Origin of the sequence: Virgibacillus doumboii (assembly GCF_902806455.1) — a bacterium.
GTDB classification, from domain to species: Bacteria; Bacillota; Bacilli; order Bacillales; family Amphibacillaceae; genus Lentibacillus; species Lentibacillus doumboii.
The window spans coordinates 1,620,892-1,636,380 of sequence record NZ_CADCWQ010000001.1; the positions used below are offsets into that span (position 1 = coordinate 1,620,892).

Genomic DNA, 15,489 nt, shown 5'->3' on the forward strand with positions numbered 1-15,489 from the left:
CTGATGGTGATCTTAATAGAAAAAGGAGGGACTTGTGATGGCGACAGAAAAAATTAATATGCCACAGCTGGGTGAAAGTGTAACAGAAGGCACAATCAGTTCCTGGCTTGTAAAACCTGGTGACAAGGTTAATAAATACGATCCAATTGCGGAAGTCATGACCGATAAAGTAAACGCTGAAGTTCCATCATCATTCACAGGTGTCATTAAGGAACTTGCGGCACAGGAAGGAGATACAATAGAGGTTGGAGGGCTAATCTGTTATATCGATACAGAGGGAAGTTCAACCGCCGGCGGATCTTCCCAACCTGAGGAAAGCAGTGAAATGCAGGAAAAAGTTAAAAATGATTCCTCTGAAGACAAGTCGATGAAAAAACGCTATTCTCCTGCTGTCTTACGGATGGCTCAGGAAAATGATATCGACCTTGAGCAGGTAGATGGATCTGGCCGTGGAGGAAGAATTACGAGAAAAGACATTGAAAAAATTATTGCTTCCGGCGAAGTTCCAAAAGCATCTGCGACAAAGAGTCCAGTTGGCGAACCACAATCTGAAAAACAACAATCGAGTCAACCAGCTCCTGCTCCACAGCAAACATCACAGGCAGGTGACATTGAAATCCCTGTTACCGGTGTAAGAAAAGCAATTGCCCAAAACATGGTTCGTTCCAAACAGGAAATTCCGCATGCATGGATGACAGTTGAGGTTGATGTTACTGATCTGGTTACGTACCGAAATCAGGTTAAAAACGAATTTAAACAAAATGAAGGTTTTAGCCTGACATTCTTCTCATTCTTTGTAAAAGCAGTTGCTCAAGCCTTGAAAGAGTACCCGCAGCTGAACAGTACTTGGGCTGAGGACAAAATAATTCAGCGCAAGGACATCAATTTATCCATTGCGGTTGCTAAAGATCAGGAGCTTTTTGTCCCTGTAATCAAACATGCTGATGATAAAAGTATTAAAGGAATCGCTAAAGATATTCATGACCTTGCCATGAAGGCGCGTTCCGGAAAACTTACATCAGATGACATGAAAGGTGGAACATTCACCGTTAATAACACAGGTTCATTTGGTTCGATTAATTCTATGGGAGTTATTAATCACCCACAGGCAGCGATATTGCAGGTAGAATCAATTGTTAAACGGCCTGTTATTGTCGATAATATGTTTGCTGCGCGTGATATGGTTAATCTGTCACTGTCTTTAGATCATCGAATATTGGATGGTCTTGTTTGCGGACAATTTTTAGCCAGAGTCAAGGAAATTTTGGAAAACATTAATAAAGATACAACAAGCCTATACTAGACAGATGTTCTTAATTGAAATCTCAGAATAAAATTGATAAGCTGATTATAGTTAGTTAATCAAATACTTATAAAGGGGATGGAAATTAAGATGGATTTCAACCTATTTATGAACGACGTTGTGGATGCAGCGCGCAAGGATATAAAGGAAGCAGGATATGAGGAGCTTACTACTCCGGAGTTAGTTGACGATGCTATGAAACGTGACGGGTCAACATTAGTAATGATCAATTCGACTTGCGGCTGTGCAGGCGGAGTTGCACGACCTGCTGCAGCAAATGCGATTCATTATGATAAAAGACCGGATCATTTGGTAACTGTTTTTGCAGGACAAGATCGTGAAGCTACTGAAAAGGCCAGAGAATACTTTGAAGGATATCCGCCTTCATCACCGTCATTTGCTCTCTTAAAGGATGGAAAGATTGTTACCATGCTGGAGCGCAGTGACATAGAAGGGTACAGCTCAGTGGATGTAATAGGCAAGCTTCAACATGTATTTGATGAGCATTGTGAAGAAATATAATATACATTAGTATGGATGAGGCTGTCTCAACGCATAGGAGTCAGCCTCATTTTAGGTTAGAAGTATTCGCTTATTTACATACAGTAAGGGAGAATTATTCGTGAAAATTGGCTCTCGAACAATCAAAACAGCAATAGGAACTCCCATTTCTATTTCAATTGCTCAGGTTTTAGGTGTGACTAATTTTGTTTCTGCCGGTATTTTAACCATTCTTTGTATCCAGCCTTCCAGAAAACGGTCCGTAATGAGTGCATGGCATCGTTTTTTGGCATGTATCATTGCCAGTATATTCTCGATTGTATTTTTCGAGATGATCGGTTACAGTCCGATAGTAATTGGTTTGATGCTTCTATGCTTCATCCCGACAACTGTATTATTAAAAATAACACCCGGCATTGCAACGAGCTCTGTTATCATACTGAATTTATATAGTGCTGAAGGCATTTCACTCACTTTTCTAACGGAACAGTTTATCTTGATTGTAGTTGGTGTGGGGATTGCCCTGCTCGTTAATCTGTACATGCCAAGTCTGGAAAACCAATTAAAAGAAAAACAAAATAAATTGGAAGAAAATTTTCAGGTTATCCTGCATGAAATTGCTTTATACATACGTGATAGAAACGATAAATGGGCCGGTAAGGAATTATCAAATTGTGAACAATTGTTACAAGAAGCTTCAAATTTGGTATCATTGGATAAGGAAAACCATCTATTACGAAGCAAGCACCCGTATTATGATTATTTTACCATGCGAAGAAAACAGTTTGATTTGCTTCAAAAAATGCTTCCATTAGTAAGTAAGTTGCCAAATACGGATTCGATTTCTATGCAAATTGCCGATTTTTTTGAAGACTTATCTGACAATGTCCACCCTGGCAACACAGCGATTATTTATTTGGACGAATTAGAAGAATTAAGAAAAACATTTGATAAGGAAGAATTGCCTAAAACGCAGGAGGAATTTGAAACACGGGCAAATCTTTTTCGTCTGTTACATGAAATTGAGGATTATTTAATTTTGAAGAAGAAATTCAAAGCAAGTGATGTGAATGAACGGACAAATAAAAAAAAGACTGGAAAAGCCTAATCCCAGTCTAAACCTATTTGTTATATAAACATTGACAGGCCCATTGTTAATGTCGATAGAACCATTGCTATAATCATGATATAAATTACAATTTTCATTCTGCGCTCACGTTTTGACTTTCTTCTCGGTGCTTGTACGTTTGCCTGTTTTTTAGCCAATTTTAATCCTCCTTCAATCCCGTATCCTATTTGTATTTTATCGTTAAATACGGGATTGGACAAGTCAAATATATAAAAATAATAATTTTTAAATGGGGGTAACTGTTAATATGAGCGATGAAAAGTTTCAGTCCAAACAGGAAAGCTGGGAAAACGCTGTCAGGAAAACAACGGATCGTTTTCCTGAACGAAAGAAACTATTTACTACTTCGTCCAACATTGAAGTTGAGCGAATGTACCACCCTGAAAATGACCAGGATTATGAGGAGAAGCTTGGCTATCCGGGGGTTTATCCGTATACACGTGGAATTCAGCCGACGATGTACCGCAGCCGGTTTTGGACCATGCGCCAATATGCCGGGTTTGGTTCAGCTGAAGAAACGAATAAACGATTTCGCTATTTACTTGAACAGGGGCAGACAGGACTCTCGGTAGCTTTTGACCTGCCAACGCAGATTGGATATGACTCCGACGATCCAATGGCAGAAGGAGAAGTTGGTAAAGTAGGAGTTGCTATTGATTCGTTAAAAGATATGGAGCAATTGCTTGATCAGATACCATTGGATAAAGTAAGCACTTCAATGACAATCAATGCACCTGCATCCGTTTTGCTCTGTATGTATATTGCAGTCGGGGAAAAGCAGGGAGTACCACTAGAAAAACTGACCGGCACTATTCAAAATGATATTTTAAAAGAGTACATTGCCCGGGGTACATACATTTTCCCACCTAAGCCATCGATGCGGCTTATTACAAATATTTTTGAATACTGTCAGCAGAATGTTCCGAAGTTTAATACAATCAGTATTTCCGGTTATCATATCCGTGAAGCTGGTTCAACCGCTGTACAAGAGGCAGCGTTCACCATCGCAGACGGTATTGCTTATGTAGATGCTGCTCTGGAGTCAGGCCTGGATATCGATGCATTTGCACCCAGACTTGCATTTTTCTTCAATGCACATAATAATTTTTTTGAAGAGGTTGCTAAATTCCGTGCTGCCAGACGAATTTGGGCAAAAATCATGAAAGAGCACTACAATGCGAAAGATCCAAAAAGCTGGAAGTTACGTTTCCATACGCAAACAGGAGGATCAACCCTTACTGCCCAGCAGCCGGATAATAATGTAGTTCGTGTTACAATGCAAGCGCTTGCTGCGGTTCTTGGAGGAACACAAAGTCTGCATACCAATTCACGGGATGAGGCGTTGTCACTGCCTACTGAAGAATCCGCACGTATTGCACTTAGAACACAGCAAATTATCGCCCATGAAAGCGGTGTGGCGGATACAGTTGATCCTTTAGGCGGTTCATACTATGTGGAAGAGCTGACAGATAGTATTGAAGCGGAAGTTGAGTCTTATCTTGAACGAATTCGTGAAATCGGTGGGGCAGTTCAGGCAGTTGAAGAAGGATTTATGCAACGTGAAATTCAGCAAAATGCATATGAAACGCAGAAAAATATTGAAAACGAAGAGGAAATTATTGTCGGGTTAAATAAATTTAAGCTTGAGGAAGAGGTAAATCCTGACTTATTAAAAGTAGATGAGGCGTTGGAGCAGGCACAGATAGAGTCATTGGAAACTGTTCGTAATGAGCGCGATCAGAAAGCAGTTGAAAAAGCATTGACTGCATTAAGGGAGCAGTCTAAGCAACCAGATTCGAATTTAATTCCGTATATATTAGAGGCAGTAAAGGTATATGCATCTGTCGGGGAGATTTGTAATGTCCTGCGGGATGAATTCGGGGAATATACAGGAGCATAAAGGGGAGAGTCAGATGGAGAAAATACGCGTTTTAATTGCAAAGCCTGGGCTGGATGGGCACGATCGTGGAGCATTGGTTATTGCTCAAGCGTTGCGTGATCATGGAATGGAAGTAATTTATACCGGATTACGACAGTCACCGGTTCAAATAGCACAGGCAGCGGTACAGGAAGATGTCGATGTCATCGGGTTATCGTCCTTGTCCGGTGCACATAAAACATTATTTCCAAAAGTTATTCAGGCACTGAAAGACCGCAATGCAAGTGATATTCCGGTTGTTGGGGGAGGAGTTATTCCCGCAGAGGATATCCCTTTTCTGCTGGAAAGCGGTGTAAATAAAATATTTACAAGCGGCTCATCAACAGAAGCATTGGCAAATTATATTAAACGTTTGATTAAGCCGGAATCAGCATCAGTTAATCCACCGAAAAAAGTTGCACACATTGGAATTGCTGTCAATAGTATTGATGAGGTTCTAGCTTTTTACACGGATACACTTGGACTTGAATTGGAAGGTGTTGAAGCCGTTGATTCGGAAGGGGTCAAAGTTGCCTTCATAAAAATAGGTGAATCACGGATTGAGTTACTTGAACCGCTAAATGACGCTTCAGCTATCCATCAATTTATTAACAAAAATGGAGAAGGTATTCACCATATTGCCTTGGAAGTGGATGATATCGACGAGCGGCTGAGTATGATGAAAACGGAAGGCATTCGTCTGGTGAATGATGAACCAAAACAAGGGGCACATGACAGCAGGATTGCATTCATACATCCAAAAGCTGCAAATGGCGTACTTTTCGAAATATGTCAGCATCCAAAGGGAAGTGAAAAAGAGTAATGGATATATTTGATAAAATTAATGAACTTTATGATAAACGCAGACAAGTAGAACTTGGCGGTGGCGATGAACGAATAGAAAAACAGCATGCGAAAGGAAAGCTTACAGCAAGGGAACGCATCGATTACTTACTAGATGAAGGTACTTTTGTCGAACTGAATCCGTTTATTGAACACCGCGAAACTGACTTTGGCATGAATAATTCCACAGCAAATGGTGAAGGGGTCGTCACTGGTTACGGAAAAATAGATGGACGAGCAATCTATTTATTTGCTCAGGATTTCACCGTATACGGTGGTGCACTTGGAGAAATGCACGGTAAAAAAATTGCAGCGGTTATGGACCTTGCTGCAAAAAGCGGTGTGCCATTTATCGGACTTAATGATTCGGGTGGCGCACGAATCCAGGAGGGTGTTTCATCACTGGACGGTTACGGACAAGTCTTTTACCGGAATTCCATTTATTCGGGTGTTATTCCGCAAATTTCCGTTATTATGGGTCCGAGTGCAGGCGGAGCAGTATATTCACCGGCAATAACTGATTTTGTAATCATGGTGGAAAAAACGTCACAAATGTTTATTACCGGTCCAAAAGTTATTAAAACGGTTACCGGTGAAGAAATTTCATCAGAAGAGCTTGGTGGTGCGCAGGTCCATAATACAAAAAGTGGTAACGCGCATATTAAATCAGAAAGTGAAGAAGAGGCATTGGATGCGGTAAGAAACCTCATCGGTTATTTGCCTGCTAATAGTCAGGAAAAAGCACCATTGAAGGAGTTTAAACTAAATGATGAAACACGACCGGAATTAACTGATATTGTTCCATTCAGTGCAACACGGCCGTACGATGTAAAAAAGGTAATTGAACAGGTTGTTGATCCGGATAGTTTTTATGAAATTCATGAAGGATTTGCCAAAAATATTGTAACCGGATTTGCCCGCATTAATGGACAAACTGTTGGACTTGTCTGCAACCAGCCGAAGTACCTTGCAGGCGGTCTTGATATCGATTCCAGTGACAAGGCAGCGCGGTTTATCCGATTTTGTGACGCTTTTAATATTGCATTAATAACATTTGAGGATGTAACCGGGTTCTTCCCTGGTGTTAAACAGGAACATGGCGGAATTATACGGCATGGGGCAAAAATCCTTTATGCGTACTCCGAAGCAACCGTTCCAAAAATTACGGTAATAACACGTAAAGCATATGGTGGTGCGTATGTTGCATTAAACAGTAAATCAATAGGCGCGGATCTTGTGTACGCATGGCCTAATGCAGAAATTGCAGTGATGGGACCTGATGGTGCTGCTAACATTATTTTTGCCAAAGAAATTGCTGAAAGCGATAATCCGGAACAAACGCGTCAGGAAAAGATAGATACATACCGTGAGAAATTTGCAAATCCGTATGTAGCAGCCGGACTTGGGATGGTTGATGATGTAATTGACCCAAGAAACACGAGGATTAAACTAATTCAGGCTTTAGAGATGCTCTATAACAAACAGGAAGACCGACCGAAGAAAAAACATGGGAATATTCCATTGTAATAAACTGTTTTTTTACATTGGCACAAAAGATATAAACTACGACGTAACTTTATATGAGTGTTAGTCCGCCGCTGCGGAAATACACTTCGCTTTCACGCCTCCGGGTACCAAGGCGACATCTGCTCAAAAAGTGAGTTTTCGCAGTGTCTTCTTAGCCGTGGGCGGCTGATGAGCCCTCTTCGTGCTTACGCACTCAGTGGTCTCACCTAGGCCTTTCCTCCCACAGGAGTCTCCGTGTATTTCCTCCCTCAATAAAGTTCGAATATCTCTAAAATGCTTTTGATTTCTTAGAATTTCTTAAACATCTTTTTGAGAATGTTTTGGGGGAGGATTTTTCAGTATTGGAATACAGAATATTCTAACGTGAATCAATCCATCCTAACGACCAAATTGGTAGTATTTGGTAAAAACATGTGATAACCATGCTTCATTTCTCCACATTACTTATGGTCGCTCACCCTCCCACATATCACGGGATTTAATCCATACATTCCTTCGTCCTGCGTATCCACAAGGTGGAGGTCGGAAAAGCTCCGCTACTGGGTCATATGCCCGAATGGAAATAATGGGTCTTCGGAATATATAGTGGAAAAGGGCTTATAATTCACCCTTCTTCAATTTCTTTAGAAATATGGAAAAACGAATACCAAAGTTAACTAAATTCCATAAAGATGCTCTTTCGTTATAGATGAATTATGAAAAAAATATCCAATATACTTTAGAAGTTAAAAAACTATAAAAAAAGCATTTAATTTACTTTTCTATTCATCTACTCATATAGTTATAGTAAAGTTTTAGTTCAAAAGCCTTCTGTTGCAATACCTAATGCAATGTATAATTAGTGCGAATCTAAATATAAATTGAAAATTTGAATAAAAATTAAATAAAAAATAGTGCATTATATCTATTAAATTAATGGGATTTTTTCCGATATTAAAAATAATATCTTTTTAAGGAGGGATATTACTTATAGCTTTATAATGACTATTATATTTGTTGTAGTTGTAAGTGTAACTGCTACCTATACTTTAACTCCAAAGATTACTTTAGATTATAAAATAGAGATGAAGTGAGGTTTGAAAAGGTCAAATGGTCTCTAGTATTCAAAGATTACTAAATAATTATTTTGATAAAAGTAATGTCCAACAACAAAATTTCCGTAACACAGTTTCACAATCAGTAGAGAGAACTGATGGTGTTCATTCTAATAAGAATGTAGAAATATATAATCCCAAAACTAATAAAGTGAAATACAATGATAAATCTATTTCACCACGGTTACAGGTTGACAGAAATTACAATTTAACTATTGAAGAAAACAAAGTATACAGTGTGGATACAGATTATGGATTGATAAACTATCAATTTAATAATGATTCAAATTCAAGTTACGTTCAAACACTACATTACGATAATCAAATTAGTGATGAGAAACGTGTCCATCTAGAGAAAAACAGGCAATTTTTAACTCATTTACAGACGTTTGCAGAGACTGGAAGAATTAATATTATGTATACTGCAAGAGAAGCTAGTGAAGTACTAGAAGGATTTAATAGATTGGGAATCAATACCGAAGAGCCTTTCACTATAAATAATAAACCGACAAGATATAGGATCGATCCTTCTGGTGTTATTCATGAAGTTGATCTTGAGAGTAGAGGAATGAAAGAGAAGGACTGGAGAAAGTTTGGACATGATGAAAATACTATATTTATAATTCAAGGTAAAGAGTACAAAATGGACGAGAATGGTCAACTTCCTTTACCAAAAGATTATGTCCATAAACATGAGCAAGTACAAATTATTAATAAATAATGTTCAGTAACATAATATTTCTAGCACCCTGAAATTTATATAGGGTGCTTTTTTCTTGGATTTTCGGATTTATGGTGGAACGGAACTTATAGCTCTCCCTTTTCCAACTCCTTAATAAATGTGGTGAAGTCGATACCAAAGTTATCTGAAACGTTGTGATCTGTAACGTGGTCAAACATATTTGGTAAAGCATCGTAAAAAGCATTTTTATTAAAACGAGGTTTCCGCTTTTTATGAAGCTTTTCGTTGAATAAAATTTTTGCCCTTAAAGAATCGAAAGAATATCCTTTTCCCAGTCGTTCAACATGACGTATAATGCTATTTATAGACTCTGTATATGCGTTAGTAAGTCTTTTATCAAAGTGATTGAATATTTCTTCATTCCAATTGTCTACGGCTCTAACAAGGTCTTTATAAGCATCTTTAACATTACTGGATACACAACGCTGACGCCAATTTATATATCGTTTTTCTCCTTCTTGTGAACTTGGCGTATCCCATATCTTATAGAATTCTTCTTTGAGTTCATAGGCTTCCTTCAAATCAGGAATATTTCCAAGCCAAGTTTCTAAAAGTAGCAATTCACGGTCGATTAGATCGTGCCTGCGTTTGAGAAGTATAAACCTATCACGCATAAGTGTTCTTCTTCCTTTTGGTGTCATATTAGTTCTTAAAGATTTCCTAACACTATCCAAGGCTTGATTTGCCATACGGACTACATGAAACTTATCTACCACCACTTTAGCGTGTGGAAGGACGATATTCACTGCATCTTTGTAAGGTTTCCACATATCCATTGTGACGTATTCGATATAAGACCTATCTTCAATCTCTAAAAGGCGTTTAATGACTATATCCTTGTTACGATCCTTTTTGATGTCATAGATAGTTCTCCGTTCGACGTTGGTAAGTACCAGACGAGGTTTACGAATGATGTGTATTTCATCTATCCCAAGCCATTTAGGAGTCTCAAATTGGTATTCTCTTTCTTTAAATGCCGCATAGTCCTTAAAGACGTTCCTAACGGTCTTCTCGTCAACACCAACGCTTTCTGCGACTTCTACAAAGGTCTTAGACATTGATTGCTCTTCAATGGATTCTAACAGCCTTCTGGTCATACTACGCTTTTCGTCAATGGATATAAGACGTTCCCAAAAGGTCGAGTCACACTCACGACACTTATAACGTCTACGGTTCAATTGTAAGCCAACTCGCTTTAAACGAATAGGCAAATCCATAATCAATTGTTTTCGTGAGCTGTGCTTATATAACTTGTCAAAACCACATTCTGGACAACGTTCTGGAGGATAGATTGCTTCCACTTTAAACATCATATCGGTTTCATTCTCTTGTGGTGGTTCGATTGCTGTAAGATCTGGGAGGAATAATAAGTCGTTCATATTACACCTGAACCAACTCTGGATTTTGATAGATATTACCAATAATTTTTAAATTGCATTCAAGTGTCTTATCATCCACATATTGTACTTCATTTGTCATATGCCAATGTGAGTACAAATTTATCCAAGCACGAAACTTAAACTCTCTCATTACCATCACTCCTATCATTTGATAGGTTAATTATACCAATAAAGGATAATGATATTCCACTAAATAATCCGATTTATGATTAAATTGTTGTTAAACTATTAAACTGGGTTTTCCACTATATATTCCGAAGACCCGAAATAATAAGCTCCGACTCTGCATTATTGGTGTTTGTTCATTCCGGAAAACCAAGTACATTTACCGATAAACATCTCTTTCCGTAAAGCTTAAGCAGCTTGTAATGATTCAGTTTGAGGTAATCCCTTCAATAATTTACTTCCATCAAATTCACATTGCTTCTGGCCAATAACGAACAGTACACGTAATAACTTGCAACACAACGCGATAAGCGATTGTTGTTTTTTCAAGGGACGGTTGGGGCGGGTTGTGTAGTACCTATGCAATGCTTTAAACGTCGGGTTGTTAGCCACCAATGGCCGAACCGCTATATATAAAGCCTTTCGCAGTTTCTTTCGCCCGCGTTTGCTTATCCTGGTTTGTCCTTTGAACTTTCCAGAACTATGTTCCCGTAAAGCTAATCCCGCCATATTTACTAATTGTTGTGGGTGATGATACTTTCTAACATCCCCAACTTCCGCAAAGAAAGTGGCAACGGTTACTACACCTAATCCCTTAATGGCTATCATTTCTTTTGCACCTGGTATGTTCTCCAGTAGCTCTTCGATTTCCTGATCAAGTCTCTCCAACTGTTGGTAATGTAGTTCATATTGATCAAGAAGACTGTGTAATTCTTTTCTGGCAAAGCGTAAGCCGATTTCAATGCCAATGCTTTTGTTAGCCTTCTCCACCAGGTTATTTGCACGTTTGATACCAATTCCCTGTTTAATGACCGTTTTCCATTGTGCAAGCACTTCTTCCGGAGTCATTCCGCAAATATCGGATGGGTATGGAAATTCACGTAATGTAAACCAAGCTGTCTTTCCATCCCAGTCTTTAAACACGTCATCAAACTCCGGGAAGTACCGTTGGAGGTTATTTTGAACACGCCCTTCAATAACTATCAGCTGTTTTGTCAATTGATCTCTTAATTTCATGCCTTCTCGTAATTCGGCATAAATACCGTCAAGAAGATTTGGTACAGAGTATCGTCCATCCTTAATCAGCTGTGCTATCACACGTGCATCCTTTGTGTCATTCTTCGTTGGTGAATTATCGTCGAGCTCCTTGGATTTTTTGACGTGCATCGGATTGACCAATACAAAGTCATATCCTCTGGCAGTTAAGAAATAAGCCAAGCTCATCCAATAATGCCCCGTTGGCTCAACACCAAAAATAACCTTATTTTTATCCTGTTCTTTTTGAATCTTAATAACCCGTTCCAACAGTTGTTCAAAGCCATGTATTCGATTTTCAAAGGTCAGTCGCTTTCCAAATTCAATTCCCCGGTCATCCTGCATCCGTGCGACATGTTTGTCCTTGGCAATATCAATGCCAACAATTAATGTAGATGGAGTAATTTGCATGATTTTTCGATTTTGATTATAATTCATTTTGAGTCCTCTCCTTGGTATCTATTTAAATTCGGGGTCATGATCATGACACCCTGTACTATACCAAGAGGGCTCTTTTTTGTTCAAACCTCAAATTTCTTCATTACAGGAATGCTCCGCTGGTTTTAGGTTTGTGAACATTAGTTGGGGCAGGAATTGTTTTAAAAAAACACATTATACCACATTAATAGTCCGGAGCGACCCCGGACGGTGGCGAGGAGTGGACTTAAAGAAAACATTCCAGCAATTATGTCGCAGTTTATATCAACTATGTCGGTTTAGAGCAACAAAATATACTAAAAAGGCTTTGAAAAGAACATCTAATAAACAACAGGAGGGTACTTAACATGGTATCTGTAAATAAAGACCGATTAATCGATGAATTTATGGAACTTGTTCAAATTGATTCAGAAACAAAGCATGAAACAAAAATTGCTGAAGTTCTGACAAATAAATTTACTGAATTAGGTTTGGATGTAGTAGAAGATGACAGTAAAGAAAAAACAGGTCATGGAGCAGGCAACCTGATTTGTATATTGAAGGGTAATAAGGAAGGGGCTGATCCAATCTACTTCACTTCCCATATGGATACAGTGGTTCCAGGAAACGGTATCAAACCATCGATAAAAGATGGCTATATTGTTTCTGATGGTACAACCATTCTAGGTGCCGATGATAAAGCAGGTCTAGCTGCTATTATCGAAACGATTCGGACATTGAAAGAAAACAATATTGAACACGGTGACATACAATTTGTTATTACAGCCGGTGAAGAGTCCGGCTTGGTTGGCGCCAAGGCACTGGACGGATCATTGATTAATGCCAAGTATGGCTACGCAATTGACAGTAATGGTACGGTAGGAGATCTTATAGTTGCTGCACCAACGCAAGCTAAGCTTTTTACCGTTATGAAGGGAAAAACAGCACACGCAGGTCTTGCCCCTGAAAAAGGAGTATCAGCGATAACGCTCGCATCCAAAGCTATTTCCAAAATGCCGCTTGGACGGATTGATAATGAAACAACAGCCAATATCGGTCGGTTTGAAGGAGGCAAGCAGACTAATATTGTTTGTGATCATGTAGAAATACTGGCTGAGGCAAGGTCATTAACTCCTGAAAAAATGGAGAAGCAGGTTGCTAAGATGAAGGATGCTTTCGAAAAAACTGCTGAAGAACTTGGCGGCAGTGCAGAAGTAGATGTTCAAGTAATGTATCCTGGCTTCAACCTTGATGAAGATGATGAAGTCGTGAAGATTGCACAGAACGCAGCCAAAAAAATCGGCCGTGATAGTAATCTGCAAAAAAGTGGCGGAGGCAGTGATGCAAATATTATTTCCGGGTTGGGGATTCCAACGGTTAATTTAGCAGTTGGCTATGAAGAAATCCATACAACTAATGAACGAATTCCGGTCGATGAATTGGTCAAGGTTACCGAACTTGTAACCGCAATTGTGCAGGAAGTGGCTGATAGATAAAATTATTAGTAAAAAACCACAGATAAACGTTGCTGGGAAATGAAATGTACATCCGGCACGTTTTTCTTTTGTATTGTTGCTAAAAAATATTTCCCGAATGCAACGTAATAAATGTTAAAATAATGAATATAATGTGAATTTTTAGGTGAGGAGGAAAGTTTTTAATGAATGAAGGATTAAACAGCCCAAAAGGGTTTGGGGAAATTCTTGATGTTGCTTTTTCATTAAGTAAACAGTACTTTTCAAAATTTTTCCTGATAGTATTGATAGTTATTGGACCGCGTAAGCGACAAATAAACCCCACCTAGTTTTTAGATGGGGGTTTCTAGTATGCTTTATTTAGATTTATTAGGAACGCGGCATTCTTGAGGGAGGGCTGCTGACCATGGCAGGTATTGAGCCAATTGCTCCTTATCCGTCGTATCCATATTGGGAAGTTCTTCAAACAAATAGCTGAGGTAGTTGAATGGATTTAATCCATTTTCCTTAGCTGTCTCCACAATACTGTAAATAATCGCACTGGATCTTGCTCCTTTTGCGGTATTACTGAAAAGCCAATTTTTCCTACCTAGCACAAAAGGCTTGATGGACCGTTCCGCACGGTTATTATCAATTTCCAGACGACCATCCTCTAAAAAGGCCTCCAAATGTTCCCATTGTTTACGACAATATTTGATTGCTTTGCCTAACGCACTTTTGGGTAGTACACGTGGTGTCTGTTCTTGAAGCCATGCCAAAAAAGCCTCCATTACAGGTTGGCTGCGTTCCAAACGCTGTTTATAGCGTTCTTTTGGACTTACGTCTTTTAATTTACGTTCAATTTCATAAAGTTGATTACAGAAAGCCAAGCCTTCTTTAGCTTTCACAGACGTAGTGGCTGCGGATTCAGGAAGTGCCTGAAGTGCTTCTGTAAATTTACGGCGTGCATGCGCCCAGCATCCAACCAAGGTAACATTGGTTAAGCCGTTGTAGCCAGGGTAACCGTCTACATGCAGATATCCCTTGAAACCTTCCAGGAATCGGCGGGGGTGTTTGCCAGCCCGGGTTTGTTGATAATCATACAAGACGATGGGAACATCGGTATGCCCGGAGCGATACAGCCACATATAGGATTTTGATGTTGCGGGCCGTTCCGGCTCGGATAAAACTTGTAATGTCGTCTCATCCGCGTGGGCCATGTCCAGTTCCAATAACCGGGCATGCATTTCTTTATAAATCAGCTCAAGCCAAGCATTGGCGCCGTACGCTATCCAATTAGCCAGAGTCTGACGTGGTATGGATATACCGAAGCGTTCCAAATGTTTCTCTTGCCGATACAGTGGCATCCCTTCCACATATTTTTGCGTCATGGTATAAGCCATTGCGGACGGGGAGGCCAAACTACCGGGAAAAACAGGCTCTGGCATTTTCGCTGTCACAATTGGTGTTTCAATTTCATAGCGTTCACAGTGGCGACAGCTGTACACGTGGCGCACGTGCTCCACAACTTTCACTTGTGCAGGAATAACCTTTAATTCTTTGCGCACTTCCTTGCTCATATCGTGCAATGCACCGCCGCAACACGAACAGAACTGTTCCTCATCGGATAAACAATATTCAATCGTTTCCGTAGGCAGGTTTTCAAGCTTTTGTTCGCGCTGTCCACGCTGTTTCTTGCGTTTATATGTAATCGTCTCAACAGTTGGTTCTTCAACTGTTGAATCAGCTGTGGTCTCTGCTTCATTGAAAAGCGAAAGCTGGTTCGAGTCGGTCTTCTCACTGGAAGATCCGAATCTGCGTTGTTGGCTCAAACGAAATTGTTCTTGGTACCATTTTAATTCCGCCTCCAACGCTTCATTTTCCATCTCAAGCTTTTCCGTACGCGCTTTAAAATATTCAATTGATTCGTTTGATGTATGCGCTGTATTTTCCATACGACA

General features: G+C 39.5%; 14 protein-coding genes. 9 read left to right on the plus strand and 5 right to left on the minus strand.

The features are described 5' to 3' along the window. The first annotated feature begins 37 nt into the window (after positions 1–37). The 3 genes from G6R02_RS07815 to G6R02_RS07825 all read left to right on the plus strand — a co-directional run bounded on the left by G6R02_RS07815 (position 38) and on the right by G6R02_RS07825 (position 2,912). Positions 38–1,303, plus strand: a complete 1,266-nt coding sequence (locus tag G6R02_RS07815) for a dihydrolipoamide acetyltransferase family protein (RefSeq protein WP_164668672.1) — start codon at positions 38–40, stop codon at positions 1,301–1,303. A 90-nt stretch (positions 1,304–1,393) separates the two neighbouring features. Then, positions 1,394–1,825 (plus strand): BrxA/BrxB family bacilliredoxin, encoded by a 432-nt coding sequence (locus G6R02_RS07820; RefSeq protein WP_164668673.1) that lies wholly within the window; start codon positions 1,394–1,396, stop codon positions 1,823–1,825. 100 nt (positions 1,826–1,925) lie between these two features. After that, positions 1,926–2,912 carry an aromatic acid exporter family protein gene (locus G6R02_RS07825; RefSeq protein WP_164668674.1) on the plus strand — a complete coding sequence of 329 codons (987 nt, stop codon included), beginning with the start codon at positions 1,926–1,928 and terminating at the stop codon, positions 2,910–2,912. A gap of 20 nt (positions 2,913–2,932) precedes the next feature. Here the strand turns inward: G6R02_RS07825 and prli42 are convergent, their stop codons facing one another. Beyond that, complete coding sequence (gene prli42 / locus G6R02_RS20060; RefSeq protein WP_246202531.1) at positions 2,933–3,070, minus strand: stressosome-associated protein Prli42; 138 nt, start codon at positions 3,068–3,070, stop codon at positions 2,933–2,935. Positions 3,071–3,180: 110 nt separating this feature from the next. On the opposite strand from prli42, the gene G6R02_RS07835 reads away from it, so the two are divergent. The 4 genes from G6R02_RS07835 (at position 3,181) to G6R02_RS07850 (ending at position 9,036) form a co-directional block, all read left to right on the plus strand. Then, positions 3,181–4,833 carry an acyl-CoA mutase large subunit family protein gene (locus G6R02_RS07835; RefSeq protein ID WP_164668675.1) on the plus strand — a complete coding sequence of 551 codons (1,653 nt, stop codon included), beginning with the start codon at positions 3,181–3,183 and terminating at the stop codon, positions 4,831–4,833. Positions 4,834–4,846: 13 nt separating this feature from the next. Then, positions 4,847–5,674: a methylmalonyl-CoA epimerase gene (gene mce, locus G6R02_RS07840; protein WP_164668676.1), complete on the plus strand. Its 828-nt coding sequence runs from the start codon at positions 4,847–4,849 to the stop codon at positions 5,672–5,674. After that, positions 5,674–7,221: an acyl-CoA carboxylase subunit beta gene (locus G6R02_RS07845; RefSeq protein ID WP_164668677.1), complete on the plus strand. Its 1,548-nt coding sequence runs from the start codon at positions 5,674–5,676 to the stop codon at positions 7,219–7,221. The genes mce and G6R02_RS07845 overlap by 1 nt, the downstream gene beginning before the upstream one ends. Before the next feature lie 1,089 nt (positions 7,222–8,310). After that, positions 8,311–9,036, plus strand: coding sequence for a hypothetical protein (locus G6R02_RS07850; RefSeq protein WP_164668678.1), 726 nt, complete (start codon positions 8,311–8,313; stop codon positions 9,034–9,036). An 86-nt stretch (positions 9,037–9,122) separates the two neighbouring features. On the opposite strand, the gene G6R02_RS07855 is transcribed toward G6R02_RS07850, so the two are convergent. From G6R02_RS07855 to G6R02_RS07865, 3 genes are all read right to left on the minus strand, one after another. Further along, positions 9,123–10,436 carry an ISL3 family transposase gene (locus G6R02_RS07855; protein ID WP_164668679.1) on the minus strand — a complete coding sequence of 438 codons (1,314 nt, stop codon included), beginning with the start codon at positions 10,434–10,436 and terminating at the stop codon, positions 9,123–9,125. A 1-nt stretch (position 10,437) separates the two neighbouring features. Continuing rightward, on the minus strand, positions 10,438–10,587 hold the full coding sequence (locus tag G6R02_RS07860) for a hypothetical protein (protein WP_017186665.1): 150 nt from the start codon (positions 10,585–10,587) through the stop codon (positions 10,438–10,440). Between the two features lie 224 nt (positions 10,588–10,811). Then, positions 10,812–12,095 (minus strand): IS110 family RNA-guided transposase, encoded by a 1,284-nt coding sequence (locus G6R02_RS07865; protein WP_164668680.1) that lies wholly within the window; start codon positions 12,093–12,095, stop codon positions 10,812–10,814. A 347-nt stretch (positions 12,096–12,442) separates the two neighbouring features. Between G6R02_RS07865 and G6R02_RS07870 the strand changes: the two genes are divergently transcribed. Both G6R02_RS07870 and G6R02_RS07875 read left to right on the plus strand, forming a co-directional pair. Next, positions 12,443–13,570 (plus strand): tripeptidase T, encoded by a 1,128-nt coding sequence (locus G6R02_RS07870; RefSeq protein ID WP_164668681.1) that lies wholly within the window; start codon positions 12,443–12,445, stop codon positions 13,568–13,570. 164 nt (positions 13,571–13,734) lie between these two features. Next, positions 13,735–13,878 carry a hypothetical protein gene (locus tag G6R02_RS07875; protein ID WP_164667195.1) on the plus strand — a complete coding sequence of 48 codons (144 nt, stop codon included), beginning with the start codon at positions 13,735–13,737 and terminating at the stop codon, positions 13,876–13,878. A 27-nt stretch (positions 13,879–13,905) separates the two neighbouring features. Here the strand turns inward: G6R02_RS07875 and tnpC are convergent, their stop codons facing one another. Then, positions 13,906–15,483 carry an IS66 family transposase gene (gene tnpC / locus G6R02_RS07880; RefSeq protein WP_164670294.1) on the minus strand — a complete coding sequence of 526 codons (1,578 nt, stop codon included), beginning with the start codon at positions 15,481–15,483 and terminating at the stop codon, positions 13,906–13,908. Between the last annotated feature and the right edge of the window lie 6 nt (positions 15,484–15,489).